Annotated in this window: 14 protein-coding genes and 2 pseudogenes; 8 read left to right on the top strand and 8 right to left on the bottom strand. The window is 49.6% G+C overall.

The features are described from left to right. Positions 1 to 59 precede the first annotated feature (59 nt). The 4 genes from P0078_RS17155 to P0078_RS17140 all read right to left on the bottom strand — a co-directional run bounded on the left by P0078_RS17155 (position 60) and on the right by P0078_RS17140 (position 4,666). A complete protein-coding gene (locus P0078_RS17155) occupies positions 60 to 1,139 on the bottom strand; it encodes an HlyD family secretion protein (RefSeq protein ID WP_282931136.1) in 1,080 nt (359 codons plus the stop codon). Continuing rightward, positions 1,132 to 1,581, bottom strand: a complete 450-nt coding sequence (locus P0078_RS17150; RefSeq protein ID WP_282931135.1) for a MarR family winged helix-turn-helix transcriptional regulator — start codon at positions 1,579 to 1,581, stop codon at positions 1,132 to 1,134. Before P0078_RS17150 ends, P0078_RS17155 begins: the two co-directional genes overlap by 8 nt. 137 nt (positions 1,582 to 1,718) lie before the next feature. Then, a complete protein-coding gene (gene parC, locus P0078_RS17145; RefSeq protein ID WP_282931134.1) occupies positions 1,719 to 3,968 on the bottom strand; it encodes a DNA topoisomerase IV subunit A in 2,250 nt (749 codons plus the stop codon). Positions 3,969 to 4,204: 236 nt separating this feature from the next. Beyond that, complete coding sequence (locus P0078_RS17140; protein WP_282931133.1) at positions 4,205 to 4,666, bottom strand: DUF2846 domain-containing protein; 462 nt, start codon at positions 4,664 to 4,666, stop codon at positions 4,205 to 4,207. A gap of 323 nt (positions 4,667 to 4,989) precedes the next feature. On the opposite strand from P0078_RS17140, the gene P0078_RS17135 reads away from it, so the two are divergent. From P0078_RS17135 to P0078_RS17125, 4 genes and pseudogenes are all read left to right on the top strand, one after another. Further along, a complete protein-coding gene (locus P0078_RS17135) occupies positions 4,990 to 5,241 on the top strand; it encodes a hypothetical protein (RefSeq protein ID WP_282931132.1) in 252 nt (83 codons plus the stop codon). A gap of 153 nt (positions 5,242 to 5,394) precedes the next feature. Beyond that, positions 5,395 to 5,586, top strand: a pseudogene (locus P0078_RS24640) (ABC transporter permease); the annotation flags it as partial. Between the two features lie 687 nt (positions 5,587 to 6,273). Further along, positions 6,274 to 6,879 (top strand): ABC transporter ATP-binding protein, encoded by a 606-nt coding sequence (locus tag P0078_RS17130; RefSeq protein WP_282931131.1) that lies wholly within the window; start codon positions 6,274 to 6,276, stop codon positions 6,877 to 6,879. Then, entirely contained in the window at positions 6,876 to 7,676 is an 801-nt protein-coding gene (locus P0078_RS17125) for an ABC transporter permease (RefSeq protein WP_282931130.1), read from the top strand. Before P0078_RS17130 ends, P0078_RS17125 begins: the two co-directional genes overlap by 4 nt. Before the next feature lie 71 nt (positions 7,677 to 7,747). On the opposite strand, the gene P0078_RS17120 is transcribed toward P0078_RS17125, so the two are convergent. From P0078_RS17120 to P0078_RS17105, 4 genes are all read right to left on the bottom strand, one after another. Next, entirely contained in the window at positions 7,748 to 8,053 is a 306-nt protein-coding gene (locus tag P0078_RS17120; protein ID WP_282931129.1) for a hypothetical protein, read from the bottom strand. A 292-nt stretch (positions 8,054 to 8,345) separates the two neighbouring features. After that, on the bottom strand, positions 8,346 to 8,753 hold the full coding sequence (locus P0078_RS17115) for a GFA family protein (RefSeq protein ID WP_282931128.1): 408 nt from the start codon (positions 8,751 to 8,753) through the stop codon (positions 8,346 to 8,348). A gap of 92 nt (positions 8,754 to 8,845) precedes the next feature. Continuing rightward, positions 8,846 to 9,217 (bottom strand): hypothetical protein, encoded by a 372-nt coding sequence (locus tag P0078_RS17110; protein WP_282931127.1) that lies wholly within the window; start codon positions 9,215 to 9,217, stop codon positions 8,846 to 8,848. A 486-nt stretch (positions 9,218 to 9,703) separates the two neighbouring features. Continuing rightward, positions 9,704 to 14,902, bottom strand: a complete 5,199-nt coding sequence (locus tag P0078_RS17105; RefSeq protein WP_282931126.1) for a DUF748 domain-containing protein — start codon at positions 14,900 to 14,902, stop codon at positions 9,704 to 9,706. Positions 14,903 to 15,160: 258 nt separating this feature from the next. Between P0078_RS17105 and P0078_RS17100 the strand changes: the two genes are divergently transcribed. From P0078_RS17100 to P0078_RS24635, 4 genes and pseudogenes are all read left to right on the top strand, one after another. Next, positions 15,161 to 16,117: an FAD-dependent oxidoreductase gene (locus P0078_RS17100; RefSeq protein WP_282931125.1), complete on the top strand. Its 957-nt coding sequence runs from the start codon at positions 15,161 to 15,163 to the stop codon at positions 16,115 to 16,117. Between the two features lie 113 nt (positions 16,118 to 16,230). Beyond that, on the top strand, positions 16,231 to 17,301 hold the full coding sequence (gene selD, locus P0078_RS17095; protein ID WP_353057083.1) for a selenide, water dikinase SelD: 1,071 nt from the start codon (positions 16,231 to 16,233) through the stop codon (positions 17,299 to 17,301). After that, positions 17,286 to 17,441 (top strand): hypothetical protein, encoded by a 156-nt coding sequence (locus tag P0078_RS17090; RefSeq protein ID WP_282931124.1) that lies wholly within the window; start codon positions 17,286 to 17,288, stop codon positions 17,439 to 17,441. Before selD ends, P0078_RS17090 begins: the two co-directional genes overlap by 16 nt. A 207-nt stretch (positions 17,442 to 17,648) precedes the next feature. Next, positions 17,649 to 18,955, top strand: a pseudogene (locus P0078_RS24635) (NAD(P)/FAD-dependent oxidoreductase). The last annotated feature ends 88 nt before the right edge of the window (positions 18,956 to 19,043 follow it).

Here is a 19,043-nt window from a genome sequence, read left to right as displayed (position 1 = left end):
TAGGTGCAGCTCTCGGGCCCGAGTTCTATCGGGCCCAGAACCCTCTCTCTCAGATCCAGTTAAAGCACCACCCTGCCGCTTTCACCGCTCGTTGCACGAGCCGAAACCACTTTATCGTCTTCACTGGTATCAATTCGTACCTTGGCGCTCATACCTGCGCGCAGAGGCGGAGAATCCTTGAGGGGATAAAGACGCAGGCGCACTGGCACCCGCTGCACGACTTTCTCCCACTTGCCACTGGCATTCTGCGGCGGTGTGGAAGCAAACTCACTGCCACTGGCGGGACTCATACTGTCCACCTGAGCCTGCCACTCAAAATCCGGGTAGGCATCCAAGGTCACTTCCGCCTGCTGGCCCGTGCGCACGCGACCCAGCTCGGTCTCTTTCAGGTTGGCCTCCACCCAAAGGCCAGTGGAGCCAATCATTTGCAGCAGGTTAATGCCCAGGGTGGCCATCTCCCCCACCTTGGGTACGGTATTGGCGATAGTGCCATCCACGGGAGCAATAATGCGCGTGCGCGATAATTGGTAGCGGGCGGTATCCAGTTGCGCTTGAGCCACTTTTAAATCTGCCTGCTCTTCCAGGGCAATACTCGGGTCGCCCCCCAATTCAGCGCGCAAGCTGGAGAGCTTCTCAGCATTAATGGTGATCTGGGCGCGAGCGCGCTCCAGCTGCTGGCGGGCGCTGTCCAGCTCCGCCTCGGAAAACGCCACCTTGCTCAGTTTTTCATTGCGCTCCAATTGGCGGCGGTAAAAGTCCGCATCTTTGCGCGCCTGCTGCAACGCTGCATCTGCTTCAGCATATTCTGAACGACGAGCGAGCAATTCGTTGCGCACCTGGGCCAGGCGCGCCTCCGCCTCAGTCACCGCCAGTTCGAAGGCCGTGCGGTCGATCTGAATCAATAATTGCCCTTTCTCCACTACCTGGTTGGCACTCACCAGCACCTGGGTGACAACACCACTAACCTCAGGCGCCAGGGAAATCTTATCCGCTTTCACGTAAGCGTTCTCTGTCTCGACAATATCGCTGCCGCGCAACAGGTTCCATCCCCCTATCAGGACGGCCAGTACCAGAAAAAAGGAGAGTGCGAACTCTCGTTGCCCGGCGCGGTCTAGCTTAATGGACAGCTTTTCAGTCACATTCAATCTCTTCACGTGTCAAGTTCTTGCGCAACCGCAATAGCAGCGACTGCAATTGATCCACCTCTGCGGCGGAAAAGCCCGCAAGTGCCTCACTGCGGGTCTGCTGGGCTACGCCGCCCAGTAACTCGAGGGCCGGCATTGCCTGCTCCGTCAGATAAATACGGAAACAGCGCCGGTCCTCGGGATCGGGCCTCCGCTCCACCAGCCCCTCCTGCTGGAGGTTATCCAGCTGGCGCGCCAGACTGATCGGCGCTAGGTCCAGGCGCTCGGCCAACTCTGCCTGCTTGAGGCCCTCCTCACGCAGTAGATGCCAAAGCACCTGCCAGCGGGATCCACTCAGCCCGTGGTCCTTGGCTCTGCGGTCAAAGTTTCGCCGCAGCAGCCGTGCTGCACTGTGTAGTTCAAAACTCATTTCAGTAACGGCGTCTTCCCTGGACATATCTGCTCTCCCTGTCTAAGGCCGCTCATTATAAGCCTGCTTATTATTTCATCAATGTGCGAGTTATCAATATCCCAAAACCCCATTAAAAAAGGCGGTCACTAGGACCGCCCTTTCGACCTGCATCCGGGATAGGCCTATTTCTCCAGAACCTCGATCTTATCGACCTTCTGGAAGCCCCGGGGCAGCTTGTTGCCGCGCCGGCCACGCTCGCCGCGATAGTGATCCATCTCCGAGATCTTGATCTTGGTATGGCGCTTACCGGCGTGAACGACCAGTTGGTCCCTGCCCTTCAATACAGCAACACCAATGACCACCTCTTCGCGGGCCGCAGCTCGGGCCGAAGTGATATTGATAATCTTATTGCCCTTGCCTTTGGACAATTCCGGCAACTCAGTCACAGGGAATACCAACATGCGCCCCTCGGTGGTCACCGCTGCCAGCAGAACGTCATCGAGACTCTCCAGCAATTGAGGGGAAAGTACCTGGGCCCCCTTGGGCAGGGTCAGCATGGCTTTACCCGCCTTATTGCGCGACTGCAAATCAGAGAGCTTGGCGATAAAGCCATAACCCGCATCGGAAGCCAGTAACACTCGCTGCTCATCAGGGCCCATCAACAAGCCCTCAAAGGTGGCACCGGAGGGGGGATTGATACGCCCACTGAGGGGTTCGCCCTGCCCTCGTGCCGAAGGCAATGTGTGGGAAGCAATGGAGTAACTGCGACCGGTGCTATCGAGTAATAACGCGGGCTGGTTACTCTTGCCCCGCGCGGCAAAACCGAGACTGTCCCCCGCCTTATAACTGAGTGCTGCCGCATCAATTTCATGGCCCTTGGCCGCGCGAATCCAACCTTTTTCAGAAACGATAACGGTGATGGGATCTGAAGACAGCAGCTCGGATTCACTAAACGCCTTGGCCTCTTCACGAGCCACAATCGGGGAACGGCGATCGTCGCCAAACTCTTTAGCTGCGGCCAGAAGCTCTTTCTTGATCAGGGTCTTGAGGCGGCGCTCGCTATTCAGGGTCTTGGTGAGGGTATCTCGCTCTTTTTCCAGCTCCGCCTGCTCGCCGCGAATCTTCATCTCTTCGAGGCGTGCCAACTGGCGCAGCTTGGTATCGAGAATGTAGTCCGCTTGGATATCCGTGAGCTCAAAGCGATCCATCAGCTCCTGCTTAGGCTCGTCACAGGTACGGATAATTTCGATCACTTCATCAATATTGAGGAAGGCAACCAGCAAACCTGCCAACAGGTGCAGGCGCTTCTCAACTTTATCCAGACGGAACTGCAGACGACGGCGGGTGGTAGTGGCGCGGAAAGTCAGCCACTCCCGCAGGATTTTATCGAGGGACTTCACCTGCGGGCGCCCGTCGATACCGATCATATTCATATTGACGCGGTAGTTGCGCTCAAGATCGGTAGTGGCAAACAGGTGATTCATCACCGATTCCATATCCACCCGATTGGATTTCGGCACAATTACCAAGCGCGTCGGGTTTTCGTGATCCGACTCATCACGCAGGTCGCTCACCATGGGCAGCTTCTTCGCCTGCATCTGCTGGGCAATCTGCTCCAACACCTTGGCACCGCTCACCTGATGGGGCAGCGCAGTAATGACAATATCGCCGTCTTCCTTACTCCACAGGGCGCGCATCTTGATAGAACCGCGACCGGAGGTGTAAATCTTACGGATATCATCCCGCGGCGTAATAATTTCTGCCTCAGTGGGCATATCCGGGCCGAGAATATGCTCACACAGCTCTTCTACTGTGGCCTTGGGATTTTCCAGCAGCTCTACAGTCGCGTTGACCACTTCGCGCAGGTTATGCGGGGGAATATCCGTAGCCATACCCACGGCAATACCGGTGGTACCGTTCAATAGAATATTGGGCACCCGCGCAGGCAGTACGCAGGGCTCATCCATGGTCCCGTCAAAGTTAGGCTGCCAGTCCACAGTGCCCTGACCCAGCTCCGACAGCAGCACTTCCGAATATTTACCCATGCGCGACTCGGTGTAACGCATCGCGGCAAAGGACTTGGGATCATCCGGCGAGCCCCAGTTGCCCTGGCCATCAATCAGGGGGTAGCGATAACTAAACGGCTGTGCCATCAATACCATCGCCTCGTACACGGCACTATCACCGTGGGGATGGTACTTACCGATCACATCACCAACGGTGCGCGCGGACTTCTTATACTTGGCAGTATTCTTCAGGCCCAGCTCGCTCATGGCGTAAACGATACGCCGCTGTACAGGCTTAAGGCCGTCACCGATATTCGGCAGGGCGCGGTCTAGGATCACATACATGGAGTAATCCAGGTACGCCTTTTCGGTGTACTCCTTTAACGGCAGGCGCTCTGTGGCCTCATAAACAGAGGTGTCGGTCATACAGCTCTCGTTATTCGATTCGGAAGGAGCGGATTATGGCGGACTGGAGCGGGAGGTTCAAAGGGAAGCTGAAAAAGGAAGGGGAGAAGCTCATTGTAAGTTCAATACAATCTCTAAAGCTTACCCAAAAAGTCCGGCGGGTATCGAACCAGCCTAATGCATTCTTAAGGAAATAGGACTCCCAGGTAAAATTTCGAGAAGCACACCTACTGAGTGTGCCTCTCTCAGAGCCAACTTTATTTCTGGCTGCACTCGCCAGCTTTAGCAAGCTTTAATTTTGTAATATCAGCTTTACCTTCTTCAGACTCAACAAGCTTCAAGTCTGCACCACCAACGAACACACCCATCTTAATGTATTGTTCGATAAAGTAATTTTCACCTGCTTTTACATCAACCAGTAGGTCATTCGGGGAGAACTCCGACTCGGTTGAGACCTTATGTTCTTTATCCCCAATAACCTCCTGGTAGAAAAAGACGTTGGGTGCAGATTGACCAACACATTCATCATTAACCCAGATATCTTTCTTCAGAGTAGTACCGGGACCAGAAGCTCTATAGATGTAGAGACCAGCATTCCCCTCAGTAGGTGAATTGAACTCTTTAGCTTTATTAGATAACTCATCACTCTCCATAGGAACCGACGCGCAACCCGCAAAAAGAGATGTAGCTATAGAAAGCACCGCTAATTTTTTGTACATGTTTTATCCCCAATATAATTTAACACCTGCTAACGACTGTTTTTTGTACAGCTTCTGTGTTAACAGACGCGCATCATATCAGCTTGACTACCAACTAGAACCTTTAATCAAATTGATCAGGGAGAAAAAACTCGACTCTTCAGCCATATCCACAAAGCTTGAGTATTCCACCGACTTTTAAGGTGAAGGAAATTGAAATAAATAGACACGATTATACCTGAGCTAAAGCTGGAATCACTGAGCATTGGCCCACTTAAAAAAGTACAACTAATGATGACGAAAGCCAGAAGGAAATGGCAAATCACAGGTGGCGGCAGCAAGTTATGTTGGTACCACTGCAAAATACCTGGTGGGACGAAACAATAGGCGAAAACTTTAATCAACCAATGGGACATACATTAAACACTTTAAGATTTCCCGAGAATACGACAGACCGGCAGATAAGCCGGCTATCCTTCATAGAGAAACAACGCTTGGCACTTATTCTCGAGCTTTCCTACACCGCACAAGCTTTTTTACAGGATGGGCCCAGTGTCAATATGGAGACAGATACTACCAGTAAAATAGAAGCATGACTTATGGTTGAAATCAGCAATCACCAATATCCCACCACCTGGACGCCCCATAAGAAAGGGCAGATCCAACGAGTGTAGAGCAGGCATTTTGAAATTAATGGGAGTAGCTTATTAAGTCACAATTAGTGTGATCATCTTTGATGGTGGCAATTATCGTTGGCTGCGACGTTGGTAGTCGTCCTGGCAACTTGCTCCAATATCACACGATCACAGCGCAGCAAGCCACTGATTGTCGCGGCAGTACGCACAGCGGTTCAATTGCCTCTTGTCGAGGTCATACTGGAAGTCCTTATCGCTATTGGTACCTTGTATAAGGCTCCACCATTTGGGCTGAAAATAAATTAGTTAATAGATCATCTCATAATGCAACGATACAACCGTATGTCTCTTTATGTAACTTTCCCTCTACTGGGAACCTATTTCTTTCCGAATTGTGATGTCTATTTGTTGCTACTCACCAGCAGTCACTTTCTGTGCCTATCCTTGTCAGCATCCGCGCATCGCAATTCTTACCTGATCGACAAGGGGTGTCTTTTCAACAGTTTTTCTACTACTTTCTGTAAGTGCCAATTTTCTTAGGCTGTAAAATTGATACCGTTCTCGCTCAACTATAATTATCTCATTAGTGCCTTCCTCATGATCAGGATAAGAACCAACTCCATCAACCGCCCCCCCTTACCGACTGCACTTATTAAAAATCAAGCCCTTCAAATAATAGCTTCCGGCATACAGATTAAAATATCGATACGACTAAAATTTTCTCCTCCACTGGTTTTTAGATAAAATTACAAAATAACAACAACACCTACAAAATTTATATCACCAGATTTTCATTGTCACCGTCCTTAACAGATCCTACAATTTTTACAGGTTATAGATTTAATCCATAACCCCAGAGCATCAAGACGTTCCCCAATCCAAGAAAGACCAAAAATTCATATACAAAGAATAATAAATTAAAAGATAAAACTTACTTTACACAAATGATCATTTGCTGATAATTTCTAGTAAACACTAATCTCCACGAAGCTCATGTCAACTCTGGTGCTAAAAAATATTTTTGTAGGTTGTCTTCAAAATATAAATTTAACCATGGCATCTGGCCAAATTATTTGCTTATCGGGTCCATCTGGCTCAGGGAAAAGCCGCTTACTCAGAGCCATAGCTGACCTTGAACCCTACACAGGCGACATATGCTTTAAGAATAAATCCCAGAGTACATATCCAGCACACCAGTGGAGAAAGCATGTGATGCTGGTTCCCGCGCAGACTGCCTGGTGGGAAGAAACTGTCGGCGATCACTTCGCAACACCCATGAATGATGCACTTAAACTTCTCAGCTTTCCTGAGGACGCGGTAAAGTGGCAAGTAAATCGACTCTCTTCGGGAGAAAAACAGCGCCTGGCTCTTATTCGCGCAATATCCTACAAACCTCAAGCGCTTCTTCTAGATGAGCCTACGGCCAACCTAGACGCCAAATCTGCGCATGAGGTAGAGCAATGGCTGACAGGGCTCATTGAGGAGCACAAGCTACCTACGATTTGGGTAGCTCATAGCCAGGAGCAGATTCGAAGGGTAGCTCACCGCCACTTGGCCATTGTTGATAATCAACTGGAAGAACAGGAGATCCGTCGATGAGTGTAATCGACCTATCCTGGTGGCAGCTGTCTTTGGCAGCGGGGTTGGTACTGGCTCTAGCCGTATGCACTCATGTAGCGCGACTGCAACTAAGTAGATCGTTAATTGTTGCCGCTCTACGCACGGCTATTCAGCTCACCCTGGTTGGACTGGTACTGGAAACCCTTTTTGCGGTTGGCACCCTACTTTGGATGGGACTTCTGGCCTTGGCAATGCTGCTATTTGCCGGGCAGCAAGTGGCAGCCCGACAAAAGTATCGCCTGCTCGGTGGTTGGAGCTTTGCCGTGGGCACCTTATCGATGCTGGTGTCCGCTTTCAGTATCACCATATTAAGTTTGGCCGTACTGATTGGCCCTACTCCCTGGTACCAACCACAGTACTCCATTCCTCTTTTAGGTATGTTGCTGGGTAATACAATGACTGGTGTTGCCCTAAGCCTGGACCGTCTAACCGAAAGTATGCACCGCTCCAAGGATATTATTGAGAACCGCTTGATGCTGGGGCATACCTGGCAACAAGCCAGCTTGGAGTTTCGACGGGATGCGATGCGTGCAGGATTGATGCCGACAATTAATTCCATGGCTGCCGCTGGGATAGTATTTTTGCCAGGAATGATGACAGGACAGATTCTCTCAGGTACCTCCCCCACAATTGCCGTCAAATATCAAATTCTGATTCTTTTTGCGATTGCATCAGGCACCGGTTTCGGCACTTTTCTCGCCGTTGCCCTGGCCTCAAGGCAGCTCTTTGATAAGCGGGAGCGCCTGCGTACTGATCGCCTGATCAAAAATGTCTAAAAGTCTGTGGAGAGGTGATTCGATCGAAGGAGGGAGCGCTGGACTCCTGAGAACCAGCGCTCTATTAACCTTTAACGGCCAAAGAATAAGATAGCCCCGGCGATAATCAGGCCTACCAACAGGGCCCATACACCTCGCAGCATCAACGATCGGGCATATTCCGCCTCTTTGTAACGCAATGCATAGGGAATGCCGGTAATCGGCCCGAGGACGATCGTAACAATCCCCCAAACCCAGCGCTTGTTACCCAAGGCTGTCAACGCAGCCATCAGGCCACCAAACCAGCATAAAGTTACGCCAATTACAATTACCACCAACGCCAGGATCGACCACCATTGGTTGGCCAGGAAAATTTCTACAATTTGGGTTTCAGTCATGGAATTTAGCCAGTCCGTATTACCTTCCGATTACATCTTAATGCTCTCGGCACCTTAAAAGATTAGGTGCTTCCAGAACGAGACATCCAGATACCAATGCAAAGATGCTAAAAGAGCCGCCGCAGTGAGCGAAACCCATGCAGACGGCCCTATTGGTACCCTTCTAAGCTGAAATCACCATTGAGGGGAGCGGCGATACAGCCCTAGGACGCTATAGTAACCCTAAAGTGAATCCCAGACGCATATCCACTCTTGACTAAAAGATACCCATAGAGATAGCGAGCACTCACTATCATGAGTACTCAGTAACTATCTCCAGCCCCGTGATGTTCTGGGTATCGTTGGCAAATTCGTAGTAATCCGGCTTTTCATCGATAAAGATTTGATGGGTCATTGTTGTCTCGGCCGGAAGATCAAAGATCCCCGCAGGTACTGAGTACTGGGAAGTTTCCTTTAAGCGATAAAAGAGGTGCGAACCGCACTTTGAACAAAAACCCCGTTCAGCCCAAATTGATGAATCAAATACACTGACATGTTCCTCACCGGTAATCTCAACACTGGTTTGACAATCCACTGCCAACAGAGGACCACCGCCCCATTTTTTGCACATACCGCAGTGGCAAACCCCCAGATTTGAAGAGGGCAAAGATGCGCTAATTGTCACTGAACCACAGAGGCAACTTCCGTGCACTTGAGTCATATTGTTTTACCTTGCTATTACTTACATCAGGAAACGAATAGAATCAAATATTTGTGAAACCTTTCACAAATAAAACTACAAACTAACTTTTATTAATATTCCTTGCAGCGTCGCTGAAACCAGCTGACCCGCTTCTCATAATTAACCGGGCAATTTTCCTGGCAAGCTTCGCCTAGCTCATTTAGAGATTTAGCCTCGGGATAATAAGCCACAGTTTTCCCATTGATAACATGAGAATACCCAGCATCCACAGAAGAAATTAAAAAGTGATTTTCTTTACTCCCAATAAGGACCTTATCTCGGGCAAGTGCATAAACATCATACTGCCATATTCCCCAAGCACTCCAACCATTCATAATCAAACAAGTGGACATGGTCTTTAGGGGTTGCCGCTCTACCTTCGCCTGCTCTGCGGAGAGAAGAGGGGCGAATAAAAAAACAAGCATAATTAGTATTTTTTTCATATACAGCCCTAATGAGTATTCAGAACTTAAAAATACACACAATGTTAGGAGAAAAATTTTTGATATGTTGAACGTCAGACTCACTATGCCGGAATTCTACGACCGCATCAAGGAAGCAAACTACAAGCCGCAATTCAAATTAATTTGAAAACTACATTAATCTAAAGGCAAGTCCAGGGACTTTCTAACTCCACAACAACCTGTAAGAATGTCCCAACTCTCACCCTACAAATAACAAATCTTAAAAACACTAAAAAACTGAGACATATTTAAGACCGATGAATTATTTCACGAAAAGAAAGCGAATAGTCTTATAAGTACAAGTTACAGCAGGATAAACAATTAACTCTTCCCGCAATACGACTTTGACACTCCTGAAAAATTACAAAATATATAGCAGTAAGAAGCCATCACAGGCAGCAAGACAGAAGTGCACTACGAAAACCTGCACCATTATTAATATAGATATTAAGGTTACATACTTATTTAATTCGAAAATTCCACCCTTGGACCACCAAAATCCTTCCCAATATAGTCAGGTGCGCAAGGGATCAATTCTGAAGCTTCTATTCCCGCATCAATCAAATATTTTTCGACATTTCGGCTGCGCTCCATTGCCAAATTTTCAAGCTCCTCACGAAGTTCCAGAGACGGGTTTCGGTAAAAAGCAACCTGGGCTCTTCGGCTTCTACTCATACCTGCCATGGAATAGGGGTACAGGGCTTGCCAGTCCCGAGCATTAGAGATGCCGCATACTCCCGGTCGCGCGTCAGGGTTTTTATGTAAAACAATGACCATACGCTGTAGTTGTATCAGTGCCAAATTAGTTAATTTTGCACTGCCAGGTTCAAAGTCAATAGACGGAAATGATTTCGCCCTGAAACGCCCCCAGGCATAACGTGCCAACAAATAAACGCCATAGGGAGTCAAATAGCTTATCAAGGCATCTATAATTGCCTTTTGTAGCAACTCACTAAATACAAAACTTAAGGAGAACTTGGGATCGCGAATATTGCCGCTAACAGGCATGCCAAACTTGATATCCCCTCGCCCGTCTTTTAGCAACCATAGAGCAACATTCAAGGGAATCAGCGTGGACTTCACCGGTAGCTGATCATCTTTCCGCACCCGGCGAACTTTTAATTTTTCCAATCGTATATCGGAAAAGCCATCGAGTTCATTTTCAAATACCCGAATATTAACTACCGCATCTCCCTGCCCCTGAAGGATTTTGTAACCTAACAACTTGGCCATATATGGCGTAGCCGGTATCAAATTTACGCTGGTGAGATATCCGGTAAGATCAGCATTCCACTTTTTGTCTCCCAAGTAATCTACAGTTCCTCCTATCTGAACCTCACCAAATCCACCAGGTCTTCCATTAACAACAATCACCGCAGGGGGGTGTTCGGCCAAGTTACTTAAATCACTGAGATTAAAGTTGATATCCCGGACCGGTAAGCGGGCCCTGAATTCATCTTGATAGTCTACCCAACTAAAAGTGCCATGTTTTAGGTAGAGGTCACCGAGATGATAAAGTAGCGGCGGGCTGCCCTCCTCCCTGAAAGCAAACGTGTCAATGCCACCAAAGCCTCGCAACTCATTAATTTTTCGGGCCACCGGAAACTTCCCCGATAAATCCCTTAAGAGAATAAATCGAGGGCGCAGAAAGTCGATAAAACCAACAGTGAGTGTTTTCTTAGGGCGGTAGTAGCTCAAACCTTCAACCCACAGGGACTTAAAATCAGCCATCCATCTATGGCGATCAAAATCCAAACTATCCGGGTTTCTCTCAAAAAAATGAAAGTGAATTGCCTCACCACTGGCAAAGCGCCACTCGGTATCGGTAAAGAGCAAATGCGACAAGGTTATGCTTTCACCGTGCACTAACTCTTCCCCAGAAGGTGAAAGCAAAGTGATGCCATTGACCCTCACAATAGCAAGTTCTGCCCCCTGACCACGGCGGTAGTTTCCCTCCAGCATTAAACTCGAGAAGCTGAAGCAATGATCTCCCTGATCCAGATAACCACTGGGAAAACATCCTGCAATTTCCTTAAACTGTAAATCCTTGAAGTCAACTCCCTGCCGGCTGATATTTAAGTGCCCGGCCCCCATACCGGATACAGATAAAAGTTTAAGTGGCAATTCCTGTGGAAAATTTTGCTCATGCAACTGTACATTACTTATTTTTATCCCAGAAAGGATAAGCTGCCTACCGCTAGAGCCATTAATACCTTCTGCCTTGCCAATACTAAAGGCCCCAAATTCATAACAGGGCGCAATCTTTTCATCTTTTAATAGTCCCCCTGGCATACATCCCCTCGCACCAGAGGCTTTCGCCAAAGATTCCCCTTGCAAGGAGATATTATCAATTTCAAATTTTGGTATTTTCAGTGGCCCCAGATTTTTCCTGGGTATTGATAACCCAACCATTTCTACAGAACCTTGAACTGACCAGGGGTGTGACAATTTGATTTTCTGTAATCCCGGCATGGATAATTTATCAACCCCAAAACAATGGTGGGAGTCACCTGCCCTGGCCCGACTCAGCTTATCCACAGTTACTGCAAGCCCCGTATCCTGCGTACACACCCGGATATTCTGCAAGCTTAGATTCGACACCGAGAACTCTGCACCGCTATCCCAGATAAATCGACTCCAACCCAAGCTCTGCACACCAGCTTCTAAATAGCCGCTACCCTTTTGCCAAAACGCGATAGGCTTACTCTTTAACGGTCCTAAATCCAAGCGGGGGGCGCCGGAATCTATACCCAATTTTACCCAGGAATCACCAAAGCTTATTTGTGGGGTCTCAATGCAATCGGCAAGCCCCATATCTTCATTATTTTCAGAAGAATAAGACCTCAACCCACAAAGCAGAACATCATCGATATTGAGCCCATAAAAATCGAGAGTATTGGAGGAAAAAGACATTCTCTTAGTGAATACTCGCCCCAGTTGCAACATGGGTACAGTTTCGAAGTCCTCCTTAAATTCCACTTCCTCGATCGACCAACCGCTATGCCCTACCGAATGGATGTCTTGCCCAAATACACAGGTCGGTATCGATTTATACTTCTCTGCTAGCCAGGGAAGACACAAGGTTACTCTGTCAGCAGCAACATCCTGCAATGCAATTTTTGACTGGGTAGGTTTTTCCCGGGACCATAGCAACTCTAGCTTTGGTATAAGTACACCTCCAATGTCAAAAACATTCGCGCCAGACAGGTTTTTCAGCTGCACGGATTGAATTGCTGAGTCATCCATATTGGCAATTAGATTGCGTTGGCTGAAATAAACGAAGGAGTAATCTCCCAGTGAAAGGCGCTCAACATCTACACAGTGAATATTTAGTGAACTCACTTGCCTACCGCCGGGAAAGCAGCCACTCAACTGCTCAGCATTTGCACCGGGCAAAGCGACATAAGATTCAGAGTCTGGTGTACGTCTATGCCTTAGCCTGGCAAGGGGTAGCTCTATCATTTTTAAGTCAAATAATTTTCTGCCCCCTTTTGTCTTTGCTTCAGCACTAACCACGGATATTTTTTTTACAGAAAGATCTATCCCCTGCTGCCAAGATATAAAGAGTGGCTCCCTTTGCTCTAATGAGCGGATATCAAAGCAAACTGGCAGATTTTCGTGGCCTTTGTTGGCGCGATAAAATAACCTTTTCCAACCTTCAGTGAGACAGCCAGCCAGTTTCTTCAAAACAAGGTTTTTAATTTCCAGGTTTGGGTTTTCTATGCTGGCCAGCCCTAAATCGTCAGGATTTTTATCCGCATCAATATTTTGTTGATCCAGTCTTCCTTTTTCGGTGCCGTAATTATCATCACCAACTCCTTGAGGAATACCCGGCAACTGACTGGTCGCCGCCCAAGGATTATTTGTAACCTTTCTTTTAAATAAGCTATCGCCACTTTCAAACTGCTGTATCAGTAAGCCATTTCCTGCACCCGCGGAATCATTTAGAAGTAATCGGTGAAGGTGCAGTTTTCCCAAAATGGCATAGCCATCTTCACCTCCCTGCCAAGCAAAATGTCCCCGCCCTGAAAAGCTGTTTAAACGTGCGCACAAAGGCTGCCAATCCGAGGGGAGAAAGTCCTGCGGTAAACACCCTGATAGTGACTGGATAAAAAAGTCCTGAGCAGATAGCGGGCCGTTACGACCTATTGTATCAATGGCCTGCCAGCGTAGGTCCTGTAGCTTAGCTCTGGGACGGTCTCTGGCACCTATTGAAAATTGAGCCAATTGCAGAGGACCGCTGGAAAGCCCCCAATCAATATTGTGTTCAGCAGAGCCGAACTGAAAGGCAAATTCCTCTGTACTTTTGAGACCAACCATAGAGACACAGTGATCGGGCTTCTGCCACAGACCGCCCGGTACACACCCATTGGCTGTTTCAATCGCGAGGTGGGCAAAAGATAATATTCGCGTTTTGGCATAAAACTGAAGAGGACCAAATACGCCATTATTAGCCCTGATGGGATGGCTGGTAGATCGAGCCATATCCAAGAGGTAGCCCCGATTAATTGAACTGGCCCCTGTATTTATTTTTAAGCGATCGTTCCAGTCGAAAACCGTTTTTTCCGACAGGTCTAAATTAGCCGCTCGCAGGCACAGGTGGGAATTGGCGTTACGCAGATGTCGTGGACACCAATCAAATGCCTGGGCAAAGCCTCTCCTCCATCCCAAGCGCTTTTTCGGGCGCTCAAAATTAAACTCACTGATGCTAATAACCCCGGCCCGCCAATCCTGCCAAAGGCGATCACTGTGCCTCAGTACAACACTCTCACCATTGAGCTGCCGCCACTGGGCACGAGCTTTGCGGCCAAACCCGAATTTCATATCACCTTCTGCGGCAAGCCGGCGGGCGGAGGCGCAATGTCCAATCAGGCTTTGCAGCCCTGCTATTGCATCGGCCCAACGCTGTGGCGGGCATCCTATAAAGTATTCCGCAGTAAACTTGTTAAGATCTGTATTGAGGCTCGGCCAGGAAAAATTGACCTGAGTTCCTTCCAAACTGCCTATCACCGTGTTGTATCGTGATTTACCTCCCTCCCAGGCCAATAAATCACTGACCTGTACATCCCCAATAGCAATATCTACATTCAGGGGAACATCACCTTTGCGCCATAATGCCAGCGTAAATTCATCGGTTTGGAGTTTGCCGATGGCTGCGCAGGTAGCTTGGTTCCAAATAGGCTTGTGCAGGTAGCAAAGTTCACTATCCCGTATCTGGGCGCGACCGATAAGCAGCCTGAAATCGCGATCCTGCCGCGCTCCACCTCCAAGATTCCAGCCACCCACCTCCCACTCCCGGTACAGTTCACCCGGGTAAGATTGCAAGTCCATATAGGCACCGCTCACCGATGCCTTGGGCAAATGAGCTCGCCCCCATATCAGTTGCCACCAGCTGTAATCGAGCATTACCTCATGAGCAGAGAACCCCCGCCCTTCGCGATTCTCAGCTTTTACATCAACCGCTATAACACTTAGATCCAGCAGCGATACGCGTAGGTGATCCACGCGGAATTCAAGGCCGCGCTCCTCCATCCAGTCGCCAGCTTTTACCCGCACCCAATTTGCTGCCCACCAGTGAAGAACTTCCACCAGCAATAGCCCAGCTAGTAGCCACCAGATTAAGCGACGAAAAAAGGCACTCTGAGAAGCGGGCTCTGGGGGCATTAGAATTAAGCGCCAGAAAATGAATTTTACGCAGATTGCAACTGCAATTAGGCCCATACAGTAAAGACCAGCACCTGGGGATTTTTTTGCCTTGGCGCTGCTATTCGCGATAATAACCAGCTGCGTCGTCCATTCGCTCGCAGTCAAATGCGAACTGTCTACTATTTATCCAGGGGTGTATTTGCGCGGCGCGGAAGTTTGGGAAGCCAGTATCCTTACCGCCTCTCATTTTTTCTGTTACCCAGCCAGTGAGTAGACATGCAGGAGCATCCAAACTACCAGGACATCCTTTTGGTCGGCGGCGGCCATAGCCATGCTATTGTGCTGCAAATGTGGGCCATGAACCCTCTGCCAGGCGCGCGTCTGACCCTGGTCTCTCCCCAGGTGCAAACCGCCTACTCCGGTATGTTGCCCGGAATGGTTGCAGGCCATTACTCCCTGGAAGACACTCATATAGATCTTGCCAGACTCTGCCGGGCCGCTGGTGCCCGCTTTATACAGGCCTGTGCACACGAAATTGACATCGATAATCGCACCGTATCCCTATTGGGTAGACCTCCCATAGAGTACGACCTGCTCTCTTTGGATGTCGGCGCGACTCCCGCCCGCGAGTTACCGGGCTCCGAATTGGCAATCCCGGTAAAGCCTATCGGGCATTTCTACCGTTTCTGGCAAAAGCTGCAAAAACAGGTTGGTGAAAACACCTCGCCCTTCCGCTTGGGAGTTGTCGGCGGCGGTGCCGGAGGCTGCGAGCTGTCGATGTCAATGGCTCACGCTTTACAAGGTGCCGTTAAGAAAAAGCAGGTAGAGGTTCACCTGATTCATGGTGCCGCAGCGATTCCCCAGGGCTATCCAGTCAGAGCGCGCAAATTAGTCTCAAAGGAGATGCAAGAGCTAGGGGTTCAGTTACACCATAACTGGACCGTTAATGAAATTACCGAACAGGGTGTCGTTAATGGGAGCGGTGACTGCCTACCCCTCGATCAGGTAATACTCACCACCAATGCCTGTGCTCCCCCTGGCTGGCCAACTCGGGCCTGTCCCTCGATGACAAAGGCTTTGTGGTGGTGGATCAAACACTTCGCGCCCAGGGGCGGGAAGACGTTTTTGCAGCTGGTGATGTGGCCAGTTTCGCCCCAGAGCCTCTACCCAAGGCCGGGGTTTACGCCGTTCGCCAGGGGCCAGTTCTATTTCACAATCTGCGCGCCTCCCTGACCGGACGCCGCTTAAAACAATACCGGCCACAAAAAGATTTTCTCAGCCTGCTCTCCTGTGGTGGCAAGCGGGCTGTGGCAGTTCGAAATGGCTTCGCCGCTGCAAGCGGTCTGATGTGGCGATGGAAAGACTCTATCGACCGCACATTTATGCGACGCTTCAGTGAGCTGCCAATGGACATGGCTAATCACACTGCCAAAACCAAAGACATCGTCGACCAGCGCTCAGGCTCTTCTCTATCTCCTATGCGCTGTAATGGCTGTGGCGCAAAAGTTGGAGCCGACATCCTGCGCCGCACGCTGGCGACCCTTCCGGATCAGCATTCGGAATACCTGTTAAAGGGCGTCGGTGATGATGCCGCAGTTATGGACCTGCCGGCTAATCATTTATTAGTGCAGAGCTCCGACCAATTGCGTGCACCTGTAGATGATCCATGGATATTTGGTCGCCTGGCGGCTCTGCACGCCCTATCCGACCTATTTGCTATGAATGCTCGCCCCGCCACCGCACAAATCCTTGCGACCCTGCCTACAGCTGCTGGGGAAATTACCCGGCGAGACCTACAGCAGTTACTCGCAGGCGCCATCCACGAGCTGAACCGGCACCACTGTGTCCTATCTGGAGGGCATACCGCCGAAGGTTCTGAAATGCTAATGGGCCTAACCGTCAATGGATTTTCCGAGCGGGAGCAGCTCCTGGAAAAAACGGGGGCCCGCGGGGGAGACTGCTTGATCCTGAGCAAGCCATTGGGAGTAGGCACTATCCTGGCAGCAGAGGGCGCGGGAGAGGCTAAAGGCCTATGGTTGCAGCAGGCGCTGGAAACCATGTTACATAGCAATGCCGACGCCGCAGAGATATTTGCCCGCCATAACGCCAATGCGCTGACAGATGTCACGGGCTTTGGCCTGCTGGGCCACCTATTGGAAATGCTCGGCCCTGAAGGGTTAAGCGCGACACTGATCGCTGAGAATCTACCGCTAATCTCCGGCGCCGCCACTTGTATCGAGCGCGGATGGCTATCCAGCCTGCAACCGCAAAACGCCAATGCCTACGCCTTTGTAGAAAACCCCCAGGAGTGGCAGCCATTGCCACAGTGGTCATTGATTACCGATCCACAGACTTGCGGGGGCTCCTCGCTGCTGTTCCTATTGACCAAGCCGAAGCCTGCGTGGGCGCACTGCTAGAACGCGGTTACACCCAGGCGTCAATTATCGGTGTAGTAACAGACTCACAGAATCCAGAAGTAAGCGTACACTTGCGCAAGTCTGCAGACTGGCGAGCGCTAATTTCACAGGACAACGAGACAGTACCAGGCCAGGTTTAAGGATTTTGCGAAACCGGAACAACAGCCGGTTATGAGCTTTGTATGATTTCTATTGAGAGAGGCCTTCACCGACTTTATTAACTTGTCATCTGTCTTTCAGCGCGACATACTGGCGTTAGAAAAAACATCGGTGACATATTTCCCGATACCAAAAAAGGTCTTCACAGATTGGGGAGTCGGCTTTTAGCAATCGACAGGAAGACCCCTATGAAAAAGATCGTCATTATTGGCGGCGGTGCCAGCGGCCTGCATTTGGCTACGCGGCTCGGTCAATATTTTTCTTTTACCCCTTTCTTTAAGCGCCGCCGCAAGTCCCCCGCTGCACAAGTTACTCTGGTTGATCGAAATCGCACCCACCTCTGGAAACCACTACTACACCAGGTTGCCTCCGGCGCATTGGATGCCAATATGGATGCACTGAATTATCAAGTGCATGCCCGCATTCACGGTTATGAATTTCAGTTGGGTAGCCTGCAATCTCTGGATCGTGAACGACAGGTAGTTGAGCTCGGACCCGTTAATGATGAGGACGGTAGCGAGTTAGTACCTGCAAGGGAATTGGAATACGATTATTTGGTGCTGTGCATCGGCGGGCATAGTAACGACTTTCATATTCCCGGCGTCAGGGAAAATTGTATTTTCCTGGATAGCAGTTATGAAGCACAAAAATTTCACCAAAACCTTCTCAACCGTTTCCTGCGTTTAGAAACCCGTGTTGACGATAAATTGCAAGTAGCGATCGTTGGTGGCGGGGCAACGGGTGTAGAACTCTCGGCAGAACTAGTGGATGCTGTAAAGTTGGTTGGCAACTATGGACGCATTTGTCCCAATGCAATGGAAATCACCCTGATAGAAGGGGAGAGCACCTACTCCCCGCACTACCAAAACGAATTGGAAATAATGCTGAACGCGAGCTGGCCAAGATGGGGGTTAATATTCTTACCGGCCATCATATTTCAGCTGCAACAGAGAGCGGACTCACCACTTCTTGTGGCAAAGAAGTTCCAGCCGCTATCCGAGTGTGGGCTGCTGGCGTCAAGGCTCCGAAATTTCTCACTCAACTGGATGGTCTCAGTACCAACCGACTCAATCAAATCGAAGTGGAAACTACCTTGCAGACCCAAACTGACGCAAAGATTTTTGCCATGGGGGACTGCGCCAGTTGCATTGACGGCAATCACCAGCGAGTGCCTCCGCGCGCCCAGGCAGCACAGCAAATGGCTACCCTGGTTGGCGACAATATTATTGCCCTATTTGAAGATAGACCTTTGCACCATTTTTATTATCGCGATCGAGGCTCTCTGGTATCCCTCAGTCAATACACTGCCATTGGCAACCTGATGGGGGCGCTGGTTAAAGGCAGTCTTACCGTAGAAGGACGCCTTGCTGGCCTTGCCTATCGCTCGCTCTACCGTATGCACTTGGCGGCAATCCACGGCTGGCCGAGAGCTATGCTGCTCTACCTAATCGGACAGGCGAACCGGTTTGTGAAGCCGAAGCTCAAGATGCACTAAAGGATCAATCCCATGAAGCTAAGGGAAAAATAGAAAGTTAGTGCAAAATTAACTAATAGTGCTACCAATAAACCCTGCACATGGAAGT

It is taken from the genome of Microbulbifer sp. VAAF005, from assembly GCF_030012985.1.
Classification (GTDB): Bacteria; Pseudomonadota; Gammaproteobacteria; order Pseudomonadales; family Cellvibrionaceae; genus Microbulbifer.
The sequence above is the reverse complement of the archived record's forward strand: the minus strand, read 5'-3'. Positions and strand labels throughout refer to the sequence as shown.

What these genes read in the sequence shown, in the direction of transcription:
- P0078_RS17150 (WP_282931135.1), bottom strand. Translation starts at nt 1,581, where the DNA reads ATGTCCAGGGAAGACGCCGTTACTGAAATGAGTTTTGAACTACACAGT.
- parC (WP_282931134.1), bottom strand. Translation starts at nt 3,968, where the DNA reads ATGACCGACACCTCTGTTTATGAGGCCACAGAGCGCCTGCCGTTAAAG.
- P0078_RS17140 (WP_282931133.1), bottom strand. Translation starts at nt 4,666, where the DNA reads ATGTACAAAAAATTAGCGGTGCTTTCTATAGCTACATCTCTTTTTGCG.
- P0078_RS17135 (WP_282931132.1), top strand. Translation starts at nt 4,990, where the DNA reads ATGTTGGTACCACTGCAAAATACCTGGTGGGACGAAACAATAGGCGAA.
- P0078_RS17130 (WP_282931131.1), top strand. Translation starts at nt 6,274, where the DNA reads ATGTCAACTCTGGTGCTAAAAAATATTTTTGTAGGTTGTCTTCAAAAT.
- P0078_RS17125 (WP_282931130.1), top strand. Translation starts at nt 6,876, where the DNA reads ATGAGTGTAATCGACCTATCCTGGTGGCAGCTGTCTTTGGCAGCGGGG.
- P0078_RS17120 (WP_282931129.1), bottom strand. Translation starts at nt 8,053, where the DNA reads ATGACTGAAACCCAAATTGTAGAAATTTTCCTGGCCAACCAATGGTGG.
- P0078_RS17115 (WP_282931128.1), bottom strand. Translation starts at nt 8,753, where the DNA reads ATGACTCAAGTGCACGGAAGTTGCCTCTGTGGTTCAGTGACAATTAGC.
- P0078_RS17110 (WP_282931127.1), bottom strand. Translation starts at nt 9,217, where the DNA reads ATGAAAAAAATACTAATTATGCTTGTTTTTTTATTCGCCCCTCTTCTC.
- P0078_RS17105 (WP_282931126.1), bottom strand. Translation starts at nt 14,902, where the DNA reads ATGCCCCCAGAGCCCGCTTCTCAGAGTGCCTTTTTTCGTCGCTTAATC.
- P0078_RS17100 (WP_282931125.1), top strand. Translation starts at nt 15,161, where the DNA reads ATGCAGGAGCATCCAAACTACCAGGACATCCTTTTGGTCGGCGGCGGC.
- selD (WP_353057083.1), top strand. Translation starts at nt 16,231, where the DNA reads ATGTGGCGATGGAAAGACTCTATCGACCGCACATTTATGCGACGCTTC.